At 68.9% G+C, this 25,795-nt stretch carries 19 protein-coding genes, 5 tRNA genes and 1 riboswitch; of the genes, 11 read left to right on the top strand and 13 right to left on the bottom strand.

The features are described from left to right. The first annotated feature begins 73 nt into the window (after positions 1-73). Entirely contained in the window at positions 74-532 is a 459-nt protein-coding gene (locus IF67_RS42010; protein WP_234341321.1) for a very short patch repair endonuclease, read from the top strand. Here IF67_RS42010 and IF67_RS0125310 read toward each other — a convergent pair. From IF67_RS0125310 to IF67_RS0125295, 4 genes are all read right to left on the bottom strand, one after another. After that, positions 473-1,762: a DNA cytosine methyltransferase gene (locus tag IF67_RS0125310; RefSeq protein WP_063754392.1), complete on the bottom strand. Its 1,290-nt coding sequence runs from the start codon at positions 1,760-1,762 to the stop codon at positions 473-475. The two genes, IF67_RS42010 and IF67_RS0125310, sit on opposite strands and share 60 nt — an antisense overlap. Before the next feature lie 183 nt (positions 1,763-1,945). Continuing rightward, positions 1,946-3,760 carry a DEAD/DEAH box helicase gene (locus IF67_RS0125305; RefSeq protein ID WP_037839827.1) on the bottom strand — a complete coding sequence of 605 codons (1,815 nt, stop codon included), beginning with the start codon at positions 3,758-3,760 and terminating at the stop codon, positions 1,946-1,948. Positions 3,761-3,768: 8 nt separating this feature from the next. Next, entirely contained in the window at positions 3,769-5,178 is a 1,410-nt protein-coding gene (locus IF67_RS0125300; RefSeq protein ID WP_324608896.1) for a ParB/RepB/Spo0J family partition protein, read from the bottom strand. Between the two features lie 16 nt (positions 5,179-5,194). Next, positions 5,195-5,881: a hypothetical protein gene (locus tag IF67_RS0125295; protein WP_030989335.1), complete on the bottom strand. Its 687-nt coding sequence runs from the start codon at positions 5,879-5,881 to the stop codon at positions 5,195-5,197. 189 nt (positions 5,882-6,070) lie between these two features. Between IF67_RS0125295 and IF67_RS43890 the strand changes: the two genes are divergently transcribed. Together IF67_RS43890 and IF67_RS0125285 are read left to right on the top strand one after the other, a co-directional pair. After that, positions 6,071-6,988 (top strand): hypothetical protein, encoded by a 918-nt coding sequence (locus tag IF67_RS43890; RefSeq protein ID WP_158713164.1) that lies wholly within the window; start codon positions 6,071-6,073, stop codon positions 6,986-6,988. 36 nt (positions 6,989-7,024) lie between these two features. After that, positions 7,025-7,327 carry a hypothetical protein gene (locus IF67_RS0125285; RefSeq protein ID WP_030989331.1) on the top strand — a complete coding sequence of 101 codons (303 nt, stop codon included), beginning with the start codon at positions 7,025-7,027 and terminating at the stop codon, positions 7,325-7,327. Positions 7,328-7,424: 97 nt separating this feature from the next. Here the strand turns inward: IF67_RS0125285 and IF67_RS0125280 are convergent, their stop codons facing one another. Next, positions 7,425-8,381 carry an aldo/keto reductase gene (locus tag IF67_RS0125280; protein WP_030989329.1) on the bottom strand — a complete coding sequence of 319 codons (957 nt, stop codon included), beginning with the start codon at positions 8,379-8,381 and terminating at the stop codon, positions 7,425-7,427. A 273-nt stretch (positions 8,382-8,654) separates the two neighbouring features. Further along, positions 8,655-9,782 carry a M23 family metallopeptidase gene (locus IF67_RS0125275; RefSeq protein WP_030989327.1) on the bottom strand — a complete coding sequence of 376 codons (1,128 nt, stop codon included), beginning with the start codon at positions 9,780-9,782 and terminating at the stop codon, positions 8,655-8,657. Positions 9,783-9,793: 11 nt separating this feature from the next. After that, positions 9,794-9,949, bottom strand: a riboswitch (cyclic di-AMP (ydaO/yuaA leader). Between the two features lie 283 nt (positions 9,950-10,232). Between IF67_RS0125275 and IF67_RS0125270 the strand changes: the two genes are divergently transcribed. After that, on the top strand, positions 10,233-11,417 hold the full coding sequence (locus IF67_RS0125270; protein ID WP_030989325.1) for a DUF2332 family protein: 1,185 nt from the start codon (positions 10,233-10,235) through the stop codon (positions 11,415-11,417). A 99-nt stretch (positions 11,418-11,516) separates the two neighbouring features. Here the strand turns inward: IF67_RS0125270 and IF67_RS0125265 are convergent, their stop codons facing one another. From IF67_RS0125265 to IF67_RS0125245, 5 genes are all read right to left on the bottom strand, one after another. Next, positions 11,517-12,659: a PP2C family protein-serine/threonine phosphatase gene (locus tag IF67_RS0125265; protein ID WP_030989324.1), complete on the bottom strand. Its 1,143-nt coding sequence runs from the start codon at positions 12,657-12,659 to the stop codon at positions 11,517-11,519. Between the two features lie 286 nt (positions 12,660-12,945). Next, a tRNA-Lys gene (locus IF67_RS0125260) sits at positions 12,946-13,021 on the bottom strand. Between the two features lie 175 nt (positions 13,022-13,196). After that, positions 13,197-15,365, bottom strand: coding sequence for a DEAD/DEAH box helicase (locus IF67_RS0125255; RefSeq protein ID WP_030989322.1), 2,169 nt, complete (start codon positions 15,363-15,365; stop codon positions 13,197-13,199). A gap of 272 nt (positions 15,366-15,637) precedes the next feature. Further along, positions 15,638-16,297: a hypothetical protein gene (locus IF67_RS0125250; protein ID WP_234341319.1), complete on the bottom strand. Its 660-nt coding sequence runs from the start codon at positions 16,295-16,297 to the stop codon at positions 15,638-15,640. A gap of 233 nt (positions 16,298-16,530) precedes the next feature. Further along, positions 16,531-16,881: a metallopeptidase family protein gene (locus IF67_RS0125245; protein WP_030989320.1), complete on the bottom strand. Its 351-nt coding sequence runs from the start codon at positions 16,879-16,881 to the stop codon at positions 16,531-16,533. 121 nt (positions 16,882-17,002) lie between these two features. On the opposite strand from IF67_RS0125245, the gene IF67_RS0125240 reads away from it, so the two are divergent. From IF67_RS0125240 to IF67_RS0125225, 4 genes are all read left to right on the top strand, one after another. After that, positions 17,003-18,664, top strand: a complete 1,662-nt coding sequence (locus tag IF67_RS0125240) for a metallophosphoesterase family protein (protein WP_030989319.1) — start codon at positions 17,003-17,005, stop codon at positions 18,662-18,664. Positions 18,665-18,746: 82 nt separating this feature from the next. Then, positions 18,747-18,819: transfer RNA gene (locus IF67_RS0125235), tRNA-Glu, on the top strand. A 48-nt stretch (positions 18,820-18,867) separates the two neighbouring features. Beyond that, positions 18,868-18,942 (top strand) — tRNA-Asp (locus IF67_RS0125230). A gap of 4 nt (positions 18,943-18,946) precedes the next feature. Continuing rightward, a tRNA-Phe gene (locus IF67_RS0125225) sits at positions 18,947-19,020 on the top strand. A 50-nt stretch (positions 19,021-19,070) separates the two neighbouring features. On the opposite strand, the gene IF67_RS0125220 is transcribed toward IF67_RS0125225, so the two are convergent. Beyond that, the gene (locus tag IF67_RS0125220; protein ID WP_030989318.1) at positions 19,071-19,271 is read right to left on the bottom strand and encodes a hypothetical protein; all 201 of its coding nucleotides are present in this window, start codon (positions 19,269-19,271) and stop codon (positions 19,071-19,073) included. A 94-nt stretch (positions 19,272-19,365) separates the two neighbouring features. After that, positions 19,366-20,466, bottom strand: coding sequence for a membrane protein (locus tag IF67_RS0125215; protein WP_030989317.1), 1,101 nt, complete (start codon positions 20,464-20,466; stop codon positions 19,366-19,368). A 135-nt stretch (positions 20,467-20,601) separates the two neighbouring features. Here IF67_RS0125215 and hrpA point away from each other — a divergent pair, with 135 nt between their 5' ends. The 3 genes from hrpA to IF67_RS42005 all read left to right on the top strand — a co-directional run bounded on the left by hrpA (position 20,602) and on the right by IF67_RS42005 (position 25,460). Next, a complete protein-coding gene (gene hrpA / locus IF67_RS0125210; protein WP_051818570.1) occupies positions 20,602-24,726 on the top strand; it encodes an ATP-dependent RNA helicase HrpA in 4,125 nt (1,374 codons plus the stop codon). 94 nt (positions 24,727-24,820) lie between these two features. After that, positions 24,821-24,895: transfer RNA gene (locus IF67_RS0125205), tRNA-Asp, on the top strand. Positions 24,896-25,226: 331 nt separating this feature from the next. Then, on the top strand, positions 25,227-25,460 hold the full coding sequence (locus IF67_RS42005; protein WP_078889617.1) for a DUF6274 family protein: 234 nt from the start codon (positions 25,227-25,229) through the stop codon (positions 25,458-25,460). Positions 25,461-25,795: the final 335 nt, after the last annotated feature.

Below are 25,795 nucleotides of genomic sequence, written 5' to 3'. Positions count from 1 at the left end.
CAGTCTCATGGGCCCGATCCGGCAGGTTGCGGCCACCAGCACGCGATTCGTAGCCAACGCTAGGCTCGGAGATGTGCCCGATGACATTGAGTGGAGTGCTCCAGAGGGCTCCTGGGCCTCGTCGGCTGCACGCCGTCGCAACATGCAGGCGATCCGCAGCCGCGACACCAAGCCCGAGCAACGGATCCGCCGCCTGGTCCATGCCCAGGGGCTGCGCTATCGCGTATCCGCCCGCCCGCTGCCGGACCTTCGGCGAACCGCCGACATGGTCTTCCGCCCGGCCAGAGTCGCGGTCTTCATTGACGGCTGTTACTGGCACGGCTGTCCAGAGCACTACGTCGCCCCCCGGACAAATTCCGGTTACTGGTCAGAGAAAGTAACCAGAAACGTCACCCGTGACCGCGATACCGATCAGCAGCTCATCAACGCAGGCTGGCTCGTGCTCCGGTTCTGGGAGCACGAGCCAGCGGAACTATGCGCCGACAAGATCGCCGCTACAGTCATTCAACGGCGCCTCAGCGGGGGAAACTGAAACTTCCAGCACCTCAGCAATCTCCGGCTGCTGGAAGGCGCGCTTTCCCCTCTTCGCACCGAGCTGCTCAATCTGTAGGCCCTCCAGCAGCTCTTCGCGACGGTCAGGCTTCAGCACAGAAGCAATCGCCTGCCCAACCGCTTTAGCCACCGGCGGGGGGAAGGCATTTCCCACCTGCCGGTACTGCGCTGTTTTACCGCCTTGGAACTTCCAGGTCTCCGGGAACTGCTGAATGAGCGCAGCCTGCTGTACGGTCAGCATCGGTCCATCGGGGCGCAGGAATTCACGCTCAAGATGCTTGTCCCGGTCGATGTGCTTCACACTGTCGATGTCGTCGGCAACCCCAAGGGCATTGACGCCGAGAGCACGCCAGGCGGCCTTAGCCCTGCTCGGCCCGAGGTCAGCGCCTCCATGCTTCTTGGACCCACCGACGAGCGTGGGCGCTACCCCCCTGGGCTGATCAGCCTTATCACACCATTTAATGTACGCATCCTTGATGCGGGCGACGTCGGCCGGAAATTCTTCGATCAGCCGGTCACGACGGTACTCCATGGTCTTCTCGAGCGCATCGAAAACGTTCTCTTTGCGTTCCGTTACGCCGACCGGCCAAGGGAATTCATCAAGCCCCAGACCTGCCTTCTTACGGTCCTCTTCACGAATAGCGACGAAGATCGAACGCGGCCGCAGCTGGGGAACGTTATAGTTGCGAGCTTCAAGGAGATGCCACCCGCAGAACCAGTATCCCATTCCCTCAATGCTCTTGATGATTGAATTGCAATATTCATCAAACTTGGCATCCATGATACCGCGTACATTTTCAATCATGACAGCCCGAGGCTTAAATTCGTCGATCAACTGAACCATGCGCGGGAACAAATCCCGCTCATCGTCGCCACCGAGTTGCTTCCCAGCCACAGAGAAGGGGGGGCACGGCACTCCTCCAGCCAAGAGGTCGAGATCTTCTTCACCGACCTCCCTGCCGCCAAGGGCAGCCATGGGTCGCCGGGCATCGAACTCTGAGACGAGATCCTGATTCAGTGCTTCACAGTCACCCCACTCATCGTTCTGGGAGAGATTCTCCTGAAGGGTGGCATGCGCGTACTTGTCGATCTCGACTAGGGCAAGGTGCCGGAATCCCGCCCCGTGCAAGCCGAGTGCCTGCCCCCCTGCTCCTGCGCAGATCTCGATCGAGGTCAGCGAAGTGCTCTCGTCACGGCTGCTCGCGCCCATGGGCGTGGATCCTCCTGGTGTGGCTCAAAGCAGATTCTCAAGTGTCGCAGAGTTCTCGGCTGCCGCTTACGAAACGCAGTTGACCGATGGTCTGCTGTCAGCACCAGAAGTTTCCCAGCACACGTCAAGTCTGCTCCTGGCAGGGCCTCCTGTCAGGAGCAGAACTCTCACGCCGCACGGCTGCTAGCCGCGGCCGATGTGCTTCAGCATCGCCCGGATGTCCTGCGCGTCCAGGCCTCCCGCCATGGACGGTGCCTCCTGTAGATCCGCTAGCTGCTGGACGGATGGGTCGTCCAGCACCCTGGCCATGAAATCCAGCTTCTGTTGCAGGCGAACCGCCACCACTTCGTCCACCGTTTCCTGGGCAGCGAGAACCGTGACCCGGGTCTCGACATCGGGATCCAGCCCAAGCCGGTGGATACGGTCGAGGCTCTGCAGATACCGGCCCGCCATGAAATCCCGGTCCACGTATACGGCGTCATGACATACCTGGTGCAGGCTGATGCCCTCTCCGAGGGTGGCCGGGTTTGACACCAGCACCATGCAGTCCGGGTCCTCACGGAACCGGCGCAACTGCTCCTCACGATCGGGAGTGCCACCATGAACGACCGCTGGTCCGAAGTTCTCCAACAGCTTGGCCAGCGAGGTCAGGCTGCGCACGAACGTCGTCCACACCAGCGTCTTGCGCCCCTGCTCAGCATTGGCCGCCACAATTTTCGCGGCTTCCGTGTATTTGGGGGCCAGTTCGTAACTGGGAAGATCCCTCAGCAGCTCGTAGAGAGAGTCACCCTGCGGGATCTCCAGTGGGGGAAGGCGGTATTCCACCGGTTCGTACCTACTGCTCCCCTCCAGAAGCAGCGCCGGGTTGGTCGCCGCCATGAGGAGCCGGAGGGCAGACTTGCCGAGAGCAGCAAAGTCGTCAGCGGAAGGCTCGGCTCGCGCAGACATGTCGCCCACAAGTGCCTGGTAAATCTCCCCATGCAGCGCAGACATCTCTACGGAAACCATCACCGGTTCCAGCGGCGGGAGCTCCAGTTCATGCTTGGTCGTCCGGGTGAAGAGTGGACGGAGCACGGAACTCGCGTGCGCCAGGTCGCCGTCCGCCACTGCCTGGGCGACAGAGCGCTGTCCATAACCCGGCCAGACGAAGCCCAGAAGGTTCTCCAGATCCTTCGCACCGTTCGGTGCCGGAGTTCCCGTCAAGATCAGCCGTCGCCTGGCCAGAGGCCCCAGAGTCATACACGCAGCACCGTACGTACCGCGTGAGCCAAGCTTCATACGGTGCGCCTCATCCAAGATGATCATGGAGGGGGCTTCCCGCAGCCAGGCAGCGAGAAACGGCAGCGAGCGGTCCAGCCGCTCGTAATTGACAATGAGGATCTCGGCCCACTGGTCGCGGGCGGATTCCAGCAGCATCGGGCGAGGCCGGTTGCGGAAGCACGCGCCACTTTCGTAGAGCCATGACTCGTAGGCCGACTTCGGGCTGACTACCATCAGCCGGCTCACCTCGCCCTGCTCCTTCATCGCGGAGTAGACCGCGAGTCCAACGCGGGTCTTGCCAGCCCCCGGAACGCTGAAGTTAGCGCCATGCCGGAGTGACAGCAGCTTCGCGATATCCCGCTCCTGGAACTCTGTCAGCGGAGCAGTCCAGTTGCTGCCCAGCAGGTCCGCGACGTCGCTCGCCGCCAGTCGCTGCTGAGCATCCGGGGCTTCCAGCTCCTTTCGGACCATTTCCGCGTCCTGGACGCTGGAAACGACCAGGTGTCTGAGTTCCGGGGCCCAGCTGACACCTTGAGGGTCGGGCCAGCTGCCAACGGCGTTGAGCTGGGAAAGCAGATCGTCAATCTCAACGATCACTGCGAGGGGGGCGAGCTGGCCGCCCGTGCGGAAACGGGCAGCCAGCTGGACAAGGGCAGAGCGGTATTCCTCAGTAGCCCTCAGGACGACCTTGGTGTGTGAGGTGTCGAAGCCGAGGTGCAGCGTGACGCCGCTGCTCATGTCCGGCATCAGTCACGTTCCAGAGTCGCAGCGTCGAGGAGCCACTGGACGCCTTCTCCGGGCTGGTGGGGGCCCCGGCCGGCCTGCTGTGCCAGCTGCCGGACGCTATCCCGCAATTTGACTGCCGCCTCATCAAAGGCCGCTTCATCCAGGCTGCGGGAGGCCCGCGCCTTCACCAGCTCGACCACGCAGAGTTCGATCGCGGCACAAGCATCCATCAGCCGCTCCGGAGCGATCTGCTTCCGCTTGCGCAACCGTGCGTCACGTCCCGCCCGGTCAATGGCCTTGTCGAAGGCCTTGCGCACATCGTCCTGCAACGACTGCGCCGCACGCTTCTCGTCCTCACTCGTCTCCGACGCCGCAACACGCGCCTTTGCCTGGAGGACGCGACGGTTGAGTTCACGCGCAGCGGACACTCTCGACGAGGCTCCCGGTACGGAAAGACCCAGGCCAGGAACCGAGATGCTCTCTTCCTGCTCTGCCTCTGGCACAAGATGAGGCGGAAGGGCAGGGGACAGGTAGTGCTCCTGAAACCCCTCCTCGATGTGCCGGACGTCCGTCTTCGAGAATCCCAGGGTGATCGCTGCCATGCGGGTCTCCTTGAGGGTTTCCGCACGGTCAGGATCGGACGCTGCGAGCTTGCTGTAGTCGCGATGCAGCTCCTTCAGCTTCTCCTGGTGGTCCTCGAAATCGACCAGCCGCAGCGCCGCCTTCCCGTTTTCGCTGCGCTCGATCTGATCGCGAACGACCCTGAGGATCCAACGCTCCTGGTCGTACGTCTTGACCTGGATCCGGAATGCCTTTGCGATGACATCAGGGGTACGCCCCAGGCTCGCCTGCTCCTCCATGGCAAGGAGCCGGTTGATGTACGAGTAGTCGCGGCGGTGGTCCTTGCGCAACTGCAACGACAGTTCCACTGCGTTGATGTCAGCCCAAGTGAACGACTCGGGCAGGACGCCCACACGCATGGAAGCCGCGCCAAGCTCCTTCAATGCTGCGGCCCGGGTGTTGCCGTTAACCAGGATGCCCTGGTGAGTGATCAGTCCCGGGTCGTTCTGCCCGTATTCCTTGAGGCTCTCCTTGAGCTTGTCGAACGCGGGGTCGCGTCGGATCGGATCGGCCGGCTCCGCTTGCAGCAGATCCCCGAGGTAGTCCTGTCCTGCCTGGCTCCAGGGGTCAGACTCAAGTACCGAATTCTTCTCGGCGTTATGGGTCCGCTGCGCCCGGATTCGGTGCGTGGCCGGGTTGTAATAGAGCCCTGACAGAGGCAGGTCGATGACCTCGACGTTGAGCGGCTGTCCGTTCCAGTCGACCGTCACGGTCTCGCGCGTACCTCCGGAGTTCTTCACCTCCCCCACACGCTTCTTGATCAGCTCACTGAACTCGGCCGCCTTCGGCGGCGGCGGGAATTCCTGCATGATGTACCCCACCCCTCTACTGGCTCTCGCCACAGACCGCCTGCTTGACGGCTCCACGTGCATCCGCCGGCAACGACCGGTACGTTCCCCACAGCTTCTCAAGGATGCTGTACGTACGCTGGTCTGCCTCCATCCACCGAGCGAGCGCCTTACGCTCGACAGGTCCGAGGGTGTCCACCCTCCCCAGCAGCTCCGTCAGGTCGGCCTCGCTGCCCCGGTTTCCCACTCGGCAGCGGTTGCATTCAGTGACCAGCTGCGTCTCCGTACTGCCGTCTGTGAGCTTTACCTGACGGCGTGCGATCTCCAGCTGAGCGGCCCCCGGCCCGCTCCCGAAGCTCTCGCCAGCCCCCACGCCACAACTGCGACACAAATAGTTGTCGGCCTTCATCACTTCACTCCGCTGAGTAGCGGTCAGAGTGCTGTTCGGCTTTGCCTTTCCCCTGCCCGGCAACCAGACCGGTTCGCCCTCTGCCACAAAGCGATGCTCGTTGCTGTTGAGGCTCGGGTCTTCCCGGTTCGTATCAATCACCCAGCCCGCCTCGCGGAGGTCGCGCATGCGGCGGTCGATCTGCGCGACTCCGGGGAACGCCTCGCGCATCGCCGTTTTCGTGAACAGGCTCCCCTCACCCACCACTTCCACGAGCCATCGGGCAACGCGAACCTTGCTTCCGTACGACGTGTCCTGCCAGGACGGCACGTTCATCACGGCCCCACCCTTCTGCTGACGTCAAGGTCCACTCGGCCGCCACGGAGGAAGTGTGGCGGTCGACGTGTGGTTTCCATATCAGCGGTGTCGCCTCACGATTGCGAGCAGCAACAGAGGTTTCCCGGACAAACGCAACAATTGGATTTAGTCTTGCCGTCACTGTCACTACGGCGAAGGCGGGATCGCATGGCGCAGCAGGGGCGTCGCATGGCCGCGATTGACCTTGGTCTGCCTGCTGGCAACAGAAGACTCGCCGAAGCACTCCGGGCGATGCGCCAGCTGTTGCCACCGGGCTTGGGTACCTACACCGCGATCGCCGAACAAGCAGCCACGGATTGCAATAGTGAACAGTTGAGCAAGACGACCATCTCCCGCTACTTCAGCGGCAAGTTGATAGCGCCAGGATGGTTCATCTGCTGGTTACACGCGACGATCGAGCGTGGACGCCATACCGACGGATCCTTATCCCCGCTCGAAGAGCTGCTGGCACTGCAAAGGTCAGCAAACGAGCCGACTGACTGCTCTGGGTGCAACAAGCTCATCAAGGAACTCAGCCGCAGTGAGACGGAGCGCCTGACGGCCATGTTCCAGAAGTGGCAACTGGAACGTGCCCTCGCCGAATGCCGCGACTTGAGCCGCAGGTCTGGTTCAGGAGCCGGCACCCATGAGCGTTCGCAGCACCGGCGCAGGCCGCCTAGTGCCCTGCCGGTCCCCTACTACCGCGCGGACCGGCAGCGCGAGCTGAACGACACCCGTGCCGCCGAGACCGTCACCAAGCGTGTGTCGGCTCTGGCCAGCGCGCAGGATCATCACGAAGCCAGTGCCGTTCTTAGCCATGCTGGCGAAGTGTTGCCGCCAACGGAGGTGGCAATCTTGGTAGTCGGCCTCCGCAGCAGAGGAGTTCGCGACGAGGCGGAGACGCTCCTCCGGGGGTACGCACGAGACCAGCCTGCCGAGGATGTCATCGGTCTCGCCCACGGCCTGCTGGAGTACAGGCTCTTTTCTGACGCTGAAACACTGCTCCGCGTGGCGGTCAAACAGGAGCGCGCAGCACCCGGCCGGCGTGCTGCTGACCGCAAGGGATCGAAGAGCCCGCACGCTTGAGGCCGGAAGAGTTGTCCCGACAAGGAGGGTGTACTGATGGCTGAAGTTCCCACCGCAGCAATTGCAGCAACCGGCCTGCTGGGCGGCTACGCCGTGGCCCGCTGGACCAAGAAGCGGCCGCTCGGTGGGGTGGCGCTCGCTGCGGCCGGGGCCGTGGCGGCCAAGGGGTGGCAGCAGAAGGCGGGGAACGCGACGGCGGCGGCGCTGGGTGGGGCGTACGTGGCGGCGTTTGCCGGGTCGCATCCGTTGGCCAAGAAGATCGGGGCCTGGCCTTCGGTGTGTGCGGTGGCGGGTGGGGTTGCGCTCGCGTCCTGGGTGGCGGTGGACCGCCGGAAGTAGGGCGGGAGCAGAGCGGGCGCAGAGCAGGAGAGCAGGAGCGGAGTGCGTGGAGGGGCGGAGCCTTGGTGGCCCCGTCCCCTCCCCCGTCTGGCGTGGTTCAGGCCGACGCCTCGTTCAGCAGCGCCAGTTCCGCCTCCGTCAGGGTCAGGTCGGCCACCGCGAGCAGCGCCGGCAGCTGTTCCACCGTGCGGGCGCTGGCGATGGGTGCCGCGACGGTCGGCTGGGCAGCGAGCCAGGCGAGGGCGACGGTGGCCGGCTCGGCCTCGTGGGCGGCGGCGACGGTGTCGAGGGCCTGGAGGACGCGCTGACCGCGGTCGGTGTCCACGTACTTGAGCGCGCCTCCGGAGCGGGCGCTGTCGACAGTGGTTCCCGGACGGTACTTGCCGGTCAGGAAGCCGGAGGCGAGGGCGAAGTACGGGACCGCGGCGAGGTCGTGGCGGGCGGCCACGTCGGCGAGTTCGCCCTCGTAGGTGTCGCGGGAGACCAGGTTGTAGTGGGGCTGGAGGGCGACATAGCGGGCCAGGCCCTCGCGGGCGGAGAAGGCCAGGGACTCCTCCAGGCGCTTCGCCGAGATGTTGGACGCGGCGATCTCGCGGACCTTGCCGGCCCGCACGAGGTCGTCGAGGGCGGTGAGGAACTCCCCGACCTCGACCGACTCGTCGTCGTAGTGGGTGTAGTAGAGGTCGATGTAGTCGGTGCGCAGACGGGTGAGGGATCCGTCGACCGCGGACTTGATGGTGGCGGCGGACAGGCCCTTGAGGTCCGGGTGGGCGCCGACCTTGGTGGCGATGACGACAGCGGAGCGGTTGCCGCGGGAGGCCAGCCAGTTGCCGAGGACCGTCTCGGATTCGCCGCCCTTGTTGCCGGGGACCCAGGCCGAGTAGGCGTCGGCGGTGTCGATGAAGTTGCCACCGCCCGCCACGTAGGCGTCGAGCACGGCGAAGGAGTCGGCTTCGTCGGCCGTCCAGCCGAAGACGTTCCCGCCGAGGGACAGCGGGGAAACGGAGAGCGAGCCGAGCGGCCGGTGGTTTCGGGGGCTTTGTGCCGTGGTCATGCGTGGTTGCAGCGTCGGGGGGCGCGGAGTTATTCCTTCCGCTGCCCCCCAGCAGCCACTTCCGTCAGTGGTGTTTCCAGCGGTGTCACACGTTGAGGCCACGCGTCACGCCCTGAGGCCGCGCGCCACACGTTGAGGCCGCGCGCCACGCCCGCCTTGAGGCCACGCGTCACACCTTGAGGCCGCGCGTCACACCTTGAGGCCGCGCGTCACACCTTGAGGCCGCGCGTCACACCTTGAGGCCGCGCGTCACGCCTGCCCTGAAGCCGTACCTCACACGTTGATGCCGTGATCGCGCAGCCACGGCATGGGGTCGATCGGGTCGCCGGCGTCGGGGCGCACCTCCAGGTGGAGGTGCGGGCCGGTGACATTGCCGGTGGCGCCGACGCGGCCGATGACATCGCCCGTATTGATCTTGCCGGAGGTCTTCACCATCGAGGACAGGTGGCAGAACCAGAGTTCGGTGCCGTCGTCGAGGGTGAGGACGATGCGGTAGCCGTACGAGCCGGCCCAGCCGGCCTGGGTGATGGTGCCGGAGTGCACGGCCTTGACGGGAGTGCCGGTCGGCGCGGCGAAGTCCTGTCCGGTGTGGTCAGCGGCCCAGCGGTCGCCGGCCTGGCCGAAGGCGGCGGTGAGGGTGTACGAGGAGACCGGGGCGATGAAGTTCTTCGCCAGCTTGGCGAGGCGTGCGGCCTCCGCCTTCCGGCGGGCCGCTTCTTCGGCCTCGCGCTTGGCCTCCATCTCGGCCGCCTTCTTGGCTGCTGCGGCCTTTTCGGCCGACTTCTGGTGCGTGGCGGCTTCGGTCTCGGCCTTCTGGAAAGCGGCGTGTTCGGCGGCCTCACGGGCCTCGTGCTCGGCGGCGCCCTGCTGCGCGTCGGCCTGCTCGAGGATGCGGCTGCGCAGGGCCTCGCCGGCGCCCGTGCCCGAGTCCGTCCGGGAGGCCTGGGTCAGGGGGCCGGAGACGTCCTGAACCGCACCGTCCGTCGCAGAGGTCGCGGCCGCTGCGGAGTCCGTGCCCGAGTCCGAGTCCGATATGAGGTCGCCGACGCCGGGGAGGGACTCGGCGTCCGGGAGCTTGTCGGCGAGGTCGTCGGCCATTCCGCCGACGTCCGGCATGGAGATCGGAACCGCCGGGCGGCCCTCGGCCGTGGCCATTCCGCCGGCGCCGACCGCGGCGATGACGCCGACGCCCAGGACCGTGCTGCTGCGGGCGAGTCCGCCGCCGCGCTGCTTGGCCACCCGGTGCTTGCCGCGGACGGAGCGGATGGAGTCCTCGGTGGGATTCCATTCCTCCCACGGTCCGTCGTTCATGTTGTCCGCATCACCGGGGCCTTGAAAGGCACCTCGGTCATCGAGGTCGTAGGCGGACGGACCCTCGGGGGCAGGCCTGTTGGACGCCACGGGGGCGCTCTCCTTTCCTTCCTTCTCGCCTACCGGGTTAGCTGACGGGTTCGGAGCAGGAAGGTCTCCTACGGGCGCCCGCTGGCGGAGGGCGTCCGATTCACCCCAAGGAAGTGGTTCCCCGGTTCCCTTGGTGCAGTTCGAGGTGCTGGAGGTGCGTGAAAAGCGCGTGCGGGATTCGGCGTCGGCGCGCGGTGCCGCCTCTTGCGACGGCTGGGACGACCGCGCTGCGTTATCGGACAGTAATAGAGATCGCAGCCGAATTCCAAGCCTTCCCGTGAATCCCTGTCGTCTCCGCACAAGGTTTGGCATGGACTTTTTCGGCCAGCATGGCCGCAAACCGGGCGAGTTGACCGCCCACCCCTAAACGATCTCCCGTTGATTGTGCGTCAGTTGTTATGCGGAGGGGTGCCCCTCGATTACGGAACGTGAGAGCAGTAACGTCGGATCATGGTCGTCAACGTCGGGAACACCGGGAACGTCGAGAGCGCTGCCGCCGGCGCATGGGGAGTGGCGGGGCGGTACCGGGAGTTCTCCTGGCGTCAGGCCCGGGGGCGGTGCACCGCGCATGAGGAGCTGAGCGCGCGGATCGGCCACGACCCGGAGCTCTGCGATCTGCTGTCGGGATCGCTGCCGGCCGGCGACAAACAGCAGCCGGACCTCCTGCTCGCCGCCGTCCGCTACCTCGACGGCCCGCACGCCGAGCTGGGCCCGCGCGGTGACATGGCGTACGGGCGCTGGCGCGAGTGGACCATCCGGCACTGGGACGAGGTGCGCGCGGTGATCATGCAGCGCTCCGCCCGGACCGACGAGCCGGCCCACTGCGCCACGCTGCTGCCGCTGCTCACCCGCCTGCCGCAGCCGCTGGCGCTGCTGGAGGTCGGCACGTCGGCGGGGCTGTGTCTGTACCCCGACCGCTATCGCTACCACTACCGCTACGAGGACGACCGGGGTGCGGGCGGGGGTGGCCTCCCGGGAGGCGCCCTCCAAGGAGACGCCCACCACGGAGATGCCCTCCAACGGGGCCCCCTCCGGACCGAGGTAGGGGAGCCGGGCAATCCGCTGGTGTTCGGGTGCCGTACGGGATGGCCGGCCGACGAGCTGCCCGACCGGCTGCCCCACATCGTCTGGCGGGGCGGGATCGGCCTCGACCCGCTCGACCCGGCTGCCGAACCGGACGATCTGCGCTGGCTACAGGCACTGGTCTGGCCGGGCGACGGGGCGCGGGCGGCGCGGCTGTCCGCGGCCGTCGACGCGGTGCGGTCGGCGCCGCGGCCGCGGATGGTGCGCGGCGATCTGCTCGACGAGCTGCCCGCGCTCGCCGCCGAGGCGCCGCCCGGGGCGACGCTGGTCGTCTTCCACACCGACGCGCTGATCCACCTCCCGCCCGCCCGCCGCGAGGAGTTCGCACGGCTCGTACGGTCGCTGCTCGACGGCAGAGCGGGCGGCGGGCACTGGCTCGCCAACGAGCACCACTCCGTCCTGCCCTGGACCACCCCGCCGGCGCACCACCCGCCGCACCCGGATGACGCGCTGCTGACCCTCGCCCTGGACGAGCGCCCGGTCGCGCTCACCGGTCCGCACGGCGAGATCCTGCGGCGGCTCCCGGGCGCGGACGGCGTGGCCGGGGGCTGAGCGGACGGCGCCCCCGTACGCCCCCGTGCACCCCCGTACGACCTCGTACGCCCGGTCACGGCGCCCCGCAACGCCTCCCTACGCCCCCATCCCCGGTCGCTACGCCCCCATCGGCCGCTGCACCGCCAACAAGGCCATGTCGTCGGCCGGCGCACCGCCCGTATGCCGGGCGACGTCCTCGACGAGGGTCTCCAGCAGGTCGTCCGGGCCCGTGAAACGGCGGCCGCGCAGTCTGCTCGACGGGGTGTAGAAGCGGCCCAGCAGATCGCGGGCCTCGGTCACCCCGTCGGTGAAGAAGAGCAGCAGGGCGCCGGCCGGGAAGAACGTCTCGTCCGACCGGTCCGGCCAGCTCGCCACCTCGCCCATCCCCAGGGGCAGCGCCGGCGCCGCGGGAACCAGCTCGTGCAGACCGCCGTCCGGGGTGAGCAGCAGCGGAGACGGGTGGCCACGGTTGAGCACGCGCAGTACGGACTGCCCGTTGGCGGGGATCTCGGCCAGGACGGCAGTGGTGAACCCCTCGAACTGGTCGAGCCCCGCACGCCGCCCGCCCTCCCGTTGCAGCGCCCGCTCCAGCCGGCCCGCCACCGCCTCCAGGGTCGTCTCCTGTTCCGCCGCCTCACGGAAGGCCCCGATGACGATCACCGCGGCCTCCACCGCCTCCAGCCCCTTGCCCCGTACGTCGCCGACGATCAGCCGTACGCCGTGCGGGGTGTCCTGCACCGCGTAGAGGTCGCCGCCGATCCGGGCATCCGCCCGCGCGCCCACGTAGCGGGCGGCGACGGCGAGGCCGGCGAGCTGTTCGGGCGGTGTGGGCAGTACGGCGCGCTGGGCGGCCTCCGAGATGTCCCGTACGGACGCCAGGTGGGCATCGCTCCTCCGCACGACCCGGTTGATGCCGAGGGCCAGCAGCGCGATGACGAAGACCATGGCGGTCTCCGCCAGCGACTCGCCGTAGCCCGGTGCGGCGCCGCGGTAGGTGACGGCCCAGATCTCACCGAGCACGGCGGCCAGGGCCGTGACGGCGGTCGTACGCAGGGAGGAGAGCGAGGCGGCGACCAGCGGGGCGGCGCAGAAGAAGGGGGCGGCGGTGTAGCCGGCCGGCATCCCGATGCCGAGGGCGAGGCCGCAGACGATCAGAAGGACGGGGAGCCTGCGCGTCAGGGAGCGGCCGGACGGGCCCCGCCGGCCGCGGCGCACCCGCCGCTCCCCCTCGTCCCTGGAGGGCGCTTCGTCCTGGAGCATCCGCACCGGCCTCTTCCCGCTCCCGCCCGTCCGTACGAGCACCGTGGTGGCGGCCGCGTCGATGTCCCCAGCGTTTCCGGTACGGCACCGGGCGGCGAATCCTCAGGGGCCGGACGGGTCACGGGGCAGGCCAGGGCAGCAGACCGCAGACCGCAGCACAAGATTGCCCTCCTCAGGCCCACTTGGCGGCCGCTCACGGCCCGGGCAGCGCGAAGGGCCCGGACCGCATACGGTCCGGGCCCTTCGGGTCCTGCTCAGCAGGCCGGACGGTTCTCCCGTCCACTTCTGGTGGGCCATCAGGGGCTCGAACCCTGAACCAATGGATTAAAAGTCCACTGCTCTGCCAATTGAGCTAATGGCCCGCACCGAGCAGCATAGCCCGAGGACGTGCCACAGCCCGAAGGCATTAGGGATCAGGCTGTCCCGAAGGGTGTCACAGGCCCCTTCGGGGGACCTCCACGGGGTCGGCGCCCCGCTCAACACGCAGGGCCCGTACGCCACTTGAGTGCGTACGGGCCCTGCGGTCAGCCTGGATGATCAGCCGTTGCGCTTCCAACGGGGCTTGTCGTCACGGCGGCCGAAGGAACCGGTCGTGGCGCCACGGTGGTCGTCACGGCGGCCGTACGGACGGTCGCCGCCGGAGCGGTGGCCGCCGGAGGCCGGACGGCCAGCGGAACGGTCGTCACGGTTGAACGGACGGTCGCCGCCACCGGAGCGGTAGCCACCGGAGGCCGGACGGCCGGCGGAACGGTCGTCACGGTTGAACGGACGGCTCGGACGGTCGCCACGGTCGCGGTTGAAGCCACCACCGGAACGGTCGTCACGGCGGTCGAAGGAACGCCCACCGGAACGGTCGTCACGACGGTCGCGGTTGAAGCCACCACCGGAACGGTCATCGCGACGGTCGAAGGAACGCCCACCGGAACGGTCATCGCGGCGGTCGCGGTTGAAGCCACCACCGGAACGGTCATCGCGACGGTCACGGTCGAAGGAACGGCCACCCGAGCGGTCGTCACGACGGTCGGAGGAACGCCCACCGGAACGGTCGTCACGACGGTCGCGGTTGAAGCCACCACCGGAACGGTCATCGCGACGGTCACGGTCGAAAGAACGGCCACCCGAGCGGTCGTCACGACGGTCGCGGCGCTCGAAGTTGCCCCGGTCGTCGCGGCGCTCGTCCGGCCCACCGGCCTGGGCCGGTACGGCGGCCTCGGCGGCGGCCTCGGCCTCGGCGGTGACGGCCGCGGCGGCAAGCGCCTCGGCCGGGTCCTCGCCACGCTCACGGGCGGCACGGGCGGTCAGCCGGTCGGCCTCCTCGCGCAGCTCGGTGGCGCGGCGCTGCAGGCGCTCCAGCTCGCGGGTGAGCTCGGCCACCTCGCGCTCAGCCTGCTTGGCGGAGTTGTTGGCACCGTCGGCCTGAACCTCGGTGAGCGAACGCGCACCGGTGATCTGGGCGACGTCGTCGTCGAAGGCACCGGCGCCGCCGACGATGTGGCGCGAGGCGTCCACGCCCGCGTCCTCCATCAGGCGGAAGATCTGGCGGCGCTGGTGCGGCAGCGACAGCGAGACGACGGTGCCGGACTGGCCGGCGCGGGCGGTACGGCCCGAGCGGTGCAGGTAGTCCTTGTGGTCACCGGCCGGGTCGACGTTCAGGACCAGGTCGATGCCGTCGACGTGGATACCGCGGGCGGCGACGTCGGTGGCGACCAGCGCGTTGACGTAGCCGTCCTTGAAGTCCGCGAGCACCCGGGTCCGCGCGCCCTGCGTCATGCCGCCGTGCAGCGCGTCGGCCTTCACACCGGACTCGACGAGCTGCTCGGCGATGCGGTCGGCGCCCAGCTGCGTCCGGACGAAGATGATGGTGCGGCCCTTGCGGGCGGCGATGGCGGCGGTGACCGGCGCCTTGTCCTTCGGCTTCACGACGAGGACGTGGTGCGTCATGGTCGTGACGTTGCCCTGGGCGCTGTCGACCTCGTGGGTGACCGGGTTGGTCAGGTAACGCTTGACCAGGGTGCCGATCTCGTTCTCCATGGTGGCGGAGAAGAGCATCCGCTGGCCGCCGCCGGGGATCTGGTCGAGCAGCTCGGTGACCTCGGGCAGGAAGCCCAGGTCGGACATCTGGTCGGCCTCGTCGAGGACCGCGACCTGGACGTTCTCCAGGGAGCAGGCGCCACGGTTGATGATGTCGCGCAGCCGGCCCGGGGTGGCGACGAGGACGTCGACGCCGCGCTCCAGGGCGTAGATCTGGTTGCCCATGGACGTACCGCCGCAGACGACCTTCATCTTCAGGCCGAGCACGTCGCCGTAGGGCTGGAGCGCGTCCGCGACCTGCATCGCGAGCTCACGGGTCGGGGTGAGGATGATCGCGCGGGGCTTCTTCTTCTCGGTGCTGCCGCCGGCGAGCTGGGCCAGGGTCGGCAGACCGAAGGAGAGCGTCTTGCCGGAGCCGGTGCGGCCACGGCCGAGGATGTCCTTGCCGGCCAGCGCGTCCGGGATGGTCGCGGCCTGGATCGGGAAGGGGGTGGTGACGCCGTTCTGCGCGAGCTTGCGGACGACGCCCTCGGGCAGTCCGAGGTCGGCGAAGGTGACGGTGTCGGTGGCGGCTTCCGCCGCGGGGGTCTCGGGCGACTCGTCGGCCGCCGTCACCTCGGGGGCCGTCTGCTCGTCGGATGCGGGCATGACGGACTGCTCAGTGGAAATGGACATGCGAAATGCGAAACCTTCCGGAGTCTCGGCACGCGCCCAAACTCCGTGTGTTTCACACGACCGCCTCTATGCGGTCAGCCACGGCAAGGGAGAGAACGCGCCACGCGGCGCGCTTCTTTTCTGGCGCCGGGCAAATGGGATCAAACGATCTACCACCATACGCACTCCGCCCCCCGGATGGCAAATGACCTTCCGGCCCCGGCCTTCCGCCCCCTGTAGCCCCCTGCCCGGACAACGCCACGCGCCCGTGTGTCCCTTCCGCTGTGTCCCCCCTACGCCCCTTCCTCGTAGAGGTCCGGCTGCGACGACATCGGCGCCACGGGGGACGGTCCGGAGGCCTGCGAGCTCGGCGGCGGCGGGGCGCTGCTCGGCGGCGGGGTCGGCGCGGCGGTGGGCGTACTGGGCGGGGGCGAGGCCGGCGGGGTGGCGGGGTGATCGGGGTGCGACGGCGACGGCTTCGGGTGCCCGGGGCGCCCGCCCTGGCCGTCGGAGCCGCCATGGGCCCCGCCCGTGCCCGGCTCGGGACCCGACGGCTGCACGGGGTGGGACGGCACACCGGGCTCGGACGGCGTCGGTTCCGCGCTCCCGGACGACTTCTTCGCCTTGTCGTCGCCGCCGGCCGGTTTCCCGGCACCCTTGTGACCCATCCGCCGCGGGCCGGTGCCACGGCCGTCCGCGGTCACCCCGCCGGGGCCCGGCCCGTCCTTCCCGTCATGCTGCGCGGCACGGCCCGAGGGTCTCGGTTTCTCCGCGTCGCTCACGCTCATACAGCCGGCCAGCGACGCGGCCAGCGCGGAGACGGCCACCGCCGCGGCGGTGGCCCGGGAGCGCATCCGGCTCGTCGGCGGGCGCGACGAGGGGGCGGGGGTGACGGACGACGACGGGGACGGTGTCGGCGTCAGGGGCGAGTGGTCGTAAGGGCTCGGGCGCACGGCGGGACCTCCGGATCCGGAGCGCAGGGACAGCGGCACGGACGCCCTGCCCAACTCCCGCTCCCCACCTGAGGACACGCACGGGGCCCGGCCGATCGCGCCGGCCGCGCCTTCGGACCGGGCCCGGACGCACGCCGCCCCGCAGCACCGGCCCGCCGGACCCGCCCCCGTAGGGCCGGCCCGGAAGACCCGGCCGATGGGAGCCCACCGTTCGAGCCCGCCCCAAGGCCGCTCTAGCCGTAGCCGAGCGCGTGCAGCCGCTCGTCGTCGATCCCGAAGTGGTGCGCGATCTCATGAACGACCGTCACTTCGGTCTCCGCGACCACGTCCTCACGCGTGTCGCACATCCGCAGCGTCGGCCCCCGGTAGACGGTGATCCGGTCCGGCAGCACGCCCGCGTACCACTCCCCACGGTCGGTCAGCGGCGTCCCCTCGTACAGCCCCAGCAGCTCGGGGTCGTCGGCCGGCGGCTCGTCCTCGACGAACACCGCCACGTTGTCCATCAGCCGGGTCAGTTCCGGCGGGATCCGGTCCAGCGCCTCGGCGACCAGTTCCTCGAACTCCTCGCGCGTCATTTCCAGCACACCACCATTCTCCGCCACCCGGCCCCACCACTGATCGTCGCGGCCCGCCCGTCACTCCGCACCCCAACCGGAAGCCGCCACTCCCCGCTTAACGGCAGCCATGGCAGGGCATACGGGACCAATGGCCCGCGCCGCGCGCTCCCGGACACCGAACCCCGACCCACCGCACCACCCGCTGCACCGGCTGCTCCGTACCTGGTTCGACGGCGTACCCGCGCCGCCCGCGACTGTCCGCCGCACCTACCGCTCCCGCCGTACGGCCCCCACTGCGACCCTCATCGAGCCGCCGCACCCCCTGGCCCGTTCGCTCGGCCTGATAGCCGTCGCCGCCCTGGGTGCCTGGCTGGGGCTGCTCCTCATCGGCCGCGTCCACGTCCCCGTCGGCCCCATGGACACCAGCATGGCGCTGCGCCCCTCACTGACCGGCGGCACGACGATCAATGTCCCGCCGCTCGGCGACCTGGAACTGAGCAGCCACTACGCGCCCGTACGGCTCGATGTCGATGTCGACCGGCTGGACCCGGTCCGCTCCCAGGCGCTGGTCGACCACCCCGAGAGATTCGCCGGCCTCCAGGCCGAGGTCACCCATGACGTCACCCGCGGCACGCTGGGGCTGGCGCTGCACTCCTGTGTCGCCGTGGCGTCCGGCGCGACCGCGCTGGGGCTGGCCGTCTACCGCCGCCCGCGCCGCGCGCTGGGCGCCGGCGGGCTGGCGCTCGCCCTGCTCGCCGCCTCCGCGGGCACCGCGTACGCCACGTGGAACCCCAAGTCCGTACTGGAGCCGAAGTTCTCCGGACTGCTCTCCTCGGCCCCGTCCGTGGTCGGCAACGCCCGCAACATCGTCAGCGAATTCCACGTCTACCAGAAGGAGTTGGCGCGCCTGGTCACCAATGTCACCAAGCTCTACGACGCCACCTCGACGCTGCCGGTGTACCAGCCGGACCCCACCACCATCCGGGTGCTGCACGTCTCCGACATCCACCTCAACCCGGGCAGCTGGCGGATCATCGCCTCCCTGGTGGAGCAGTACCGGATCAACGTGATCATCGACACCGGCGACACCATGGACCACGGCTCGGCCGCCGAGAACCACTTCCTGGACCCGGTCTCCACCCTCGGCGCCCCGTACGTCTGGGTGCGCGGCAACCACGACTCGCGCAGCACGCAGAAGTACCTGACCCGCCGCGCCCACGTCACCGTCCTCGACCACGGCACGGTCGCTCAGGTCGCCGGAGTGCGCATCGCGGGCGTCGGCGACCCGCAGTTCACCCCGGACCGCTCCGTGGTGGCAGCCGGCGAACCCGCCGAGCGCACCGCCGGCGGCCGGCTCGCCGACTCGCTGCGCACCCAGCGGCTGGCCGGCACCCCGGCCGACATCGCGCTGGCCCACAACCCCACCGCGGTGACCGAAGCGGACGGACTGGCCCCGCTGGCGCTGGCCGGCCATATCCACCACCGCGAGAACACCCTGCTCCCCCAGGGCACCCGGCTGATGGTCGAGGGCTCCACGGGCGGCGGCGGGCTGCGGGCGGTGCAGAACAAGAAGCCCGCACCGGTCGAGGCGTCCGTGCTCTATCTGGACCGCACGACGAGACGGCTCCAGGCGTGGGACGAGATCACCCTCGGCGGACTGGGCCTGTCCCGGGCCGAGGTCAGCCGCCACCTCCCCCGCGAGAACCAACCCGGCGCCACGCCCGCGCCGTCCGGCTCCCCTCACTCGTCCGGCCCACCGTCCGGCCCTCCTTCGCACCCGTCCGGGAGCCCTTCCGACGGCCCCCGGTAAACCGTTTTGGCGAACCGTCCTCCCATCCCATATGCTTCTCACGTCCCCGACGGCGCCGGTAACGACGCCAAGGTGGCCACCAGCCCTCATCGTCTAGTGGCCCAGGACGCCGCCCTTTCAAGGCGGTAGCACGGGTTCGAATCCCGTTGGGGGCACGCATCACCGTGTGCGAGACTGGTTCACGCCGCTTTCGCACAATGCAAGGTCCTGTGGAGCAGTTTGGAGTGCTCGCCACCCTGTCAAGGTGGAGGCCGCGGGTTCAAATCCCGTCAGGACCGCTGCGGCTGGGTAGCTCAGTTGGTACGAGCGATCGCCTGAAAAGCGATAGGTCGCCGGTTCGACCCCGGCCCCAGCCACACCCTTTGGAAGAGGGCCCCGATTCATCGAATCGGGGCCCTCTTCGTTGCTATGCGACGTCGGCGGTTTCGGCGCTCTCGCTCTTCGGCTGCCAGAAGATCAGCCGGGCACCACCGCTGATCACTCCCGTTGCCGCGAGGCCCATGGCCATCCGCACCAGCCGCACATCGCCGTCCCAGTCGTGCGGCGCGCCGAAGACCAGCCAGGCGGCGAACGCGATACCTGCGGCCATCACTGCGACGCCCGCCATTCGTCGTAATCCCTTGTCCATACGGCCATCCTCGCGTACGTACCAAGGCGCCGTAATCCCATTTTCGGCGTCGCGCTTTCCTGCGGCTGCCGGCTCAGGCGTCCGCGGCAGGGGCCGGAGCCGTCTCCCGGCCACCCGGGTGGCGGTGCCGCAGGATCCAGAAGACCGTGCACGAGACCACCAGCCAGCCGGCCAGTACCAGGAAGGGGAAGGCGTGCTGGTGACCGCCGAAGTAGACCGCGGTGTGCTGGGCGTTGACCGAACCGCCCGGGGGCAGCCAGCGGCCGATGTGGCCGAGGCCGGACGGCAGCAGCGGCCAGGAGACCGCGCCGCCCGAGGAGGGATTGCCCAGCAGCACCATCAGTCCCCAGGTGGGGATCATCGCCCAGCGCCCCATGAGGGCGTTGAACATCGTGAAGACCATCCCGGACGTGAACATCGTCAGCGCCAGGATCAGCCAGGACTCCACGAACGGCAGCCGCAGCGCACCCAGCCACCAGTCGACGACCGCCGCGATGCAGAAGCCTCCGAGCAGCGCATAGACCACGGTGAAGGCGATCCGCTCGGCCGGTTCCAGGGCCTTGGCGTGCACGCTGAGCTGGATCGCCCCGACGAAGCCGATGATCACCGCGGCGAGCGAGATGTAGAACAGCGCCAGGCCGCGCGGGTCACCCATTTGCAGCGGCTTGATGTCCCGGATCCGGACGTCCACGCCGATCGCCCTGCCGACCTTCGCGCCCGACTCGGCCAGCAGCTGCGCCACCGTGGCACCCGAGGCGCCGGACACGTCCAGCTCCACGCTCTTGCCGCGGGCGCCCAGGATCGCGAACTCCTCCTGCTCGTCGACGGCCCGCCGGGCCTGGCCGTACGTGGCGTACCGGGTCACCTGCAGCGAGGCCTTCAGCGCCTTCTCCATCCCCAGGGTGAACGCCTTCACCTGCGGGACGGCGGGCGAGCCGACCACGGCGGTCGGGATGGACCGCGGGGTCGGATTGGCCATGGCGTACGTGTACGAGCCGGCGAAGAGGCCGGCCGCCGCGGCGACGATGAAGACCAGCACGACCGCGGGGAAGTGGGGCGACGCCTTGAAGTCCGCCCACTTCTCCGCCACGGTCCGCGGCCTGCCGTGTGCGCCGTGCCGGGCGGGTTCGCCGGGCGGACCCGAATCGCCCGAGGGGCCGCGGTGATCAGCCATAGGGACACGCTAAAACAGCAATGCCGGGCATACCCGGGCAGATACCCCGTGTGCGGCCTCCCAGATGTCCGTGATCCGGCCGTGCGGGCAAATGGTTCGCCAGTCGATTACGTGAGGTGAGATCCTGGGGGACGTATGTCCAGTCAGCCTGCCTCCGCCCTGCCCGACGGCACTGCTCCCGCCCTGCCGGGCATCCCTGCTCCCACCCTCCACGCGCTGCTGGAGCGGCTGCCCGAGCTGATGCTGCGCGATCAGCAGCGGCTGGGACGCCGGCTCGACGGCGCGCGCCGGATCCGTAAGCCCGAAGCCCGGGCGGCCGTCCTCGCCGAGATCTCCGACGGCATCGACGAAGCCGAGCTGCGGGTCGCCCAGCGGCGCGCCGCGGTGCCCGAGATCAGGTATCCGGAAGAGCTTCCGGTCAGCCAGAAGAAGGACGATATCCTCGCCGCGATCCGCGACCACCAGGTCGTGATCGTCGCCGGTGAGACCGGCTCCGGCAAGACGACGCAGATCCCCAAGATCTGTCTGGAGCTCGGCCGCGGCATCCGGGGCCTGATCGGGCACACCCAGCCCCGCCGGATCGCGGCCCGTACGGTCGCCGAGCGGGTGGCCGAGGAGCTCAAGACCCCGCTGGGCGAGGCGGTCGGCTGGAAGGTCCGGTTCACGGACCAGGTCGGCGGCGACACCCTCGTCAAACTGATGACGGACGGCATCCTGCTCGCCGAGATCCAGACGGACCGCGAGCTGCGCCAGTACGACACGATCATCATCGACGAGGCCCACGAGCGCAGCCTCAACATCGACTTCATCCTCGGCTATCTGGCCCAGCTGCTGCCCCGGCGCCCGGACCTCAAGGTCGTCATCACCTCGGCGACCATCGACCCGGAGCGGTTCGCGCGGCACTTCGGCAGCTTCGCGTCCGTAGGGGCGGCGCCGAGCCGCGCCGGTTCCCCGGCTGCCCCGGACGCCTCCGGGAGCGACGACGCGGCGAAGCCGACCGCGCCGGTCGTCGAGGTCTCCGGCCGTACGTATCCGGTGGAGGTGCGCTATCGCCCGCTGCTGGAGGAGGGCGGCCAGGCTGCGAACAATCTGGAGGGGGACCGCGACCAGATCACCGCGATCTGCGACGCCGTGGACGAGCTCCAGTCCGAGGGGCCCGGCGACATCCTGGTCTTCCTCTCCGGCGAGCGGGAGATCCGCGACACCGCGGACGCGCTCAACAAGAAAGCCCTGCCGTTCACCGAGGTCCTCCCCCTGTACGCGCGGCTGTCGCACGCCGAGCAGCACCGCGTCTTCCAGCGGCATACGGGCAGACGGATCGTGCTGGCCACGAACGTCGCCGAGACCTCGCTGACCGTCCCGGGCATCCGGTACGTCATCGACCCGGGCATGGCCCGTATCTCCCGCTACAGCTATCGCACCAAGGTCCAGCGGCTGCCCATCGAGCCGGTCTCGCAGGCCAGCGCCAATCAGCGCAAGGGCCGGTGCGGCCGTACCAGTGACGGCATCTGCATCCGCCTCTACTCCGAGGACGACTTCCTCTCCCGTCCCGAGTTCACGGACGCGGAGATCCTCCGGACGAACCTCGCCTCCGTCATCCTCCAGATGACCGCGGCCGGCCTGGGCGACATCGAGAAGTTCCCGTTCATCGACCCGCCGGACCGCCGCAACATCAAGGACGGCGTCGACCTGTTGAGCGAGCTCGGCGCGCTCGACAGCAAGCAGAAGGACCCCAAAAAGCGCCTGACCCCGCTCGGCCGCAAGCTCTCCCAGCTGCCGGTAGACCCACGGCTGGCGCGGATGGTGCTGGAGGCGGACCGCAACGGCTGTGTCCGCGAGGTCATGGTCATCGCGGCGGCGCTGTCCATCCAGGACCCGCGCGAGCGGCCCGCCGACAAGCAGCAGCAGGCCGACCAGCAGCACGCCCGGTTCAAGGACGAGACCTCCGACTTCCTTGCCTTCCTCAACCTCTGGCGCTATATCCGCGAGCAGCAGAAGGAGCTGTCCTCCTCCGCCTTCCGCCGCATGTGCCGGAGTGAATTCCTGAACTATCTCCGGATACGTGAGTGGCAGGACATCTACTCCCAGCTGCGTTCGGTCGCCAAGACCATGGGCATTCACCTCAGCGAGGAGGATGCGGCCCCCGACCACATCCATACCTCCCTGCTTTCCGGTTTGCTCTCTCACATCGGCATCAAGGACACGGACGCCAAGAACGAATATCTCGGCGCCCGCAGCGCCAAGTTCGCGGTGTTCCCCGGCTCCGCGCTCTTCAAGAAGCCGCCGCGCTGGGTGATGTCCGCCGAGCTGGTCGAGACGTCCCGGCTGTGGGCGCGGGTGAATGCGAAGATCGAGCCGGAGTGGATCGAGCCGCTCGCCCAGCACCTGGTCAAGCGGACATACAGCGAGCCGCACTGGGAACAGAAGATGGCCGCGGTGATGGCGTACGAGCGGGTGACGCTCTACGGCGTCCCGATCGTCGCCCAGCGCAAGATCGCCTACGGCCGTATCGACCCGGAGACCTCGCGGGATCTGTTCATCCGCAACGCCCTGGTCGAGGGCGACTGGCGCACCCACCACCAGTTCTTCCATGACAACCGCAAACTCCTCGGCGAGGTCGAGGAGTTGGAGCACCGCGCCCGGCGCCGCGACATTCTCGTGGACGACGAGACGCTCTTCGACTTCTACGACCAGCGCATTCCGGCCGATGTGGTCTCCGGCGCGCACTTCGACGCCTGGTGGAAGAAGCAGCACCGGGAAGAGCCGGAGCTGCTGAACTTCGAGCACTCGATGCTCATCAACGAATCCGCCGAGGCCGTCACGAAGGACGACTACCCGGATTCCTGGCGGCAGGGAAAGCTGAAGTTCAAGGTCACCTACCAGTTCGAGCCGGGCGCGGACGCGGACGGCGTGACCGTCCACATCCCCCTCCAGGTCCTCAACCAGGTCTCCTCCGAGGGCTTCGACTGGCAGATCCCGGGCCTGCGCGAGCAGCTGGTGACGGAGCTGATCCGGTCGCTTCCCAAGCCGATCCGGCGCAACTACGTCCCGGCACCGAACTTCGCCGCCCGCTTCCTGGACTCCACGGCCCCTCTCCAGGGCACCCTGACGACGTCTCTGGCCGCGGGATTGCAGCGGATGGTGGGCGTACCGGTCGACGCAGCGGACTTTGAGCCGGGCAAGATCCCGGACCACCTCAAGATCACCTTCCGGGTCGTCGACGAGCGCCGCCGCAAGCTCGCCGAGGACAAGGACCTGGAGGCGCTCCAGCTGGAGCTCAAGCCGAAGACCAGGGCGGCCATCTCCAAGGCCTTCGAGCAGGCCGCCGAGCGGCCCGCCGGGGACCGCAAGGGCGGCGCGGGCTCCGGACCGGCGCCGGCCGGCCCGGAGCAGCGGACCGGGCTGACGTCCTGGACGATCGGCACGCTGCCGCGCACCTTCGAGACCCGGCGTGCCGGCCAGCCGCTGAAGGCGTACCCGGCGCTGGTCGACGAGGGCAGCAGCGTCGCCGTGCGCCTGTTCGACACCGAGGCCGAGCAGCTCACGGCGATGTGGGCGGGCACCCGCCGGCTCATCCTGCTCAACATCCCGTCCAATCCGGCCAAGTTCGCGCAGGGCAAGCTGAGCAACCAGCACAAGCTGGCGCTGTCCCGTAATCCGCACGGCTCCATCACGGCGCTCTTCGAGGACTGTGTGACCGCCGCCGCCGACCGCCTGATCGCGGCCCGGGGCGGCCCGGCCTGGGACGAGGAGTCCTTCCGGAAGCTGTTCGACGCGGTCCGCGCCGATCTGGTGGACGTCACGCTCAAGACCATCCAGCAGGTCCAGGAGGTGCTGGCCGCCTGGCAGGCGTGCGAGCGCCGGCTGAAGGAGACGACGTTCCCCTCGCTGCTGCCGTCCCTCACGGACATCAAGGAGCAGCTGGCGGCGTTGATCAAGCCGGGCTTCGTGACGGCGCACGGCGCCAAGCGGCTACCGGACCTGATGCGCTATCTGGTGGCCGCCGACCGCCGGCTCCAGCAGCTGCCCACCCACGCCGAGCGGGACCGCACCCGTATGGCGAAGGTGAAGGAGATGCAGGACGAATACGCCTGGCTGCTGGAGCAGTTCCCGCAGGGCCGCCCGGTGCCGGCCGCGGCGCTGGAGGTCCGCTGGATGATCGAGGAGCTCCGGGTGAGCTACTTCGCGCACGCTCTGGGGACCGCGTACCCGGTCTCGGACAAGCGCATCGTGAAGGCCGTGGACGCCGCCGCGCCGTAGGAATCAGGGCCGCCGGTACCGAGTTCGACCGCACCCCCTGACCTGCTGTAGAGTCTTGCTTCGCAGCCCGCCGCAAGCGGAAAGCGAAACGCAAGGTCCTGTGGAGCAGTTTGGAGTGCTCGCCACCCTGTCAAGGTGGAGGCCGCGGGTTCAAATCCCGTCAGGACCGCATTTCTACGGCCCGCATCCTCTCCGGATGCGGGCCGTACTGCTGTCCGCAACGGGCCGCACCGACCGCGCGGCCGCCCCTCGGGCACCGCACATCCCGTCAGGCCCCGCCCGTACGGCCCGTATCGCGAAACGGTGCGGGCCGCGCCGCTGCCCTCCGTCCGCCGCGCCGCTGCCCTCCGTCCGCGGCCCCGACAGACGCGGGTCGCACCCCTGTCCACATCCGCCCCCTCCGAATGCGGTGCGTAGCCGGTTTGCGCCCCGCTGTATTGACGGCGGCACGCACCGCCGGTACTCACTGAGGACGATGTGGGGCCGGGGAGGTATGCGGAATGACGACTGCGGTACGGCACGAGACCAGGGCGCTGCTGCGGGCCCATCTGTCGGCAGCCACGGGCTATCGCCATCTGACACGGCACTGCCCTGTCTGCCATCGACTGCTGCGGCTCGCCATGGAGCCGCACACAGCCCGCTCCGGGCCTCCGGCGGCCACGTCCGCCCCGACCCCGCCTTCGGGCGTCTCCGAGCCGTCGGCGGCCGAGGACGAAAGTCCCGTGACCCGGTGACCTTGGACGCATATGCCACCCGCCGTCCGGTGGCAGGCTGTTGGGCGTGGCGGAGGGAAGTTCTCTACCGCAGCGGACGTATCGTCTTCAAGCGCCGCGTAGTGTGACGGGTGTCACCGAACAAGTTCGGCGAGATGTGGAACTTACACCCCCCATACAACCGGTCAATTTAATATGTGCAATTGCACCACCTGTGAACGGCTCAGTAACGAGCCCGCAGGGTCCGCGCACAAACACCCTCACAGGAGCCGTGAAGGCACCCTGACCGGCGTCCGGGGTGGCGTCGGCGCCCGTGCCGACCCGGCCGCCCGGAAGGGCCCTGAAGCGGGCGCACA

Origin of the sequence: Streptomyces sp. NRRL S-1813, assembly GCF_000719605.1 — a bacterium.
GTDB lineage: Bacteria > Actinomycetota > Actinomycetes > Streptomycetales > Streptomycetaceae > Streptomyces > Streptomyces decoyicus.
Note: the sequence above shows the minus strand (reverse complement) of the source record. Positions and strands in the feature narration are given on the sequence as shown.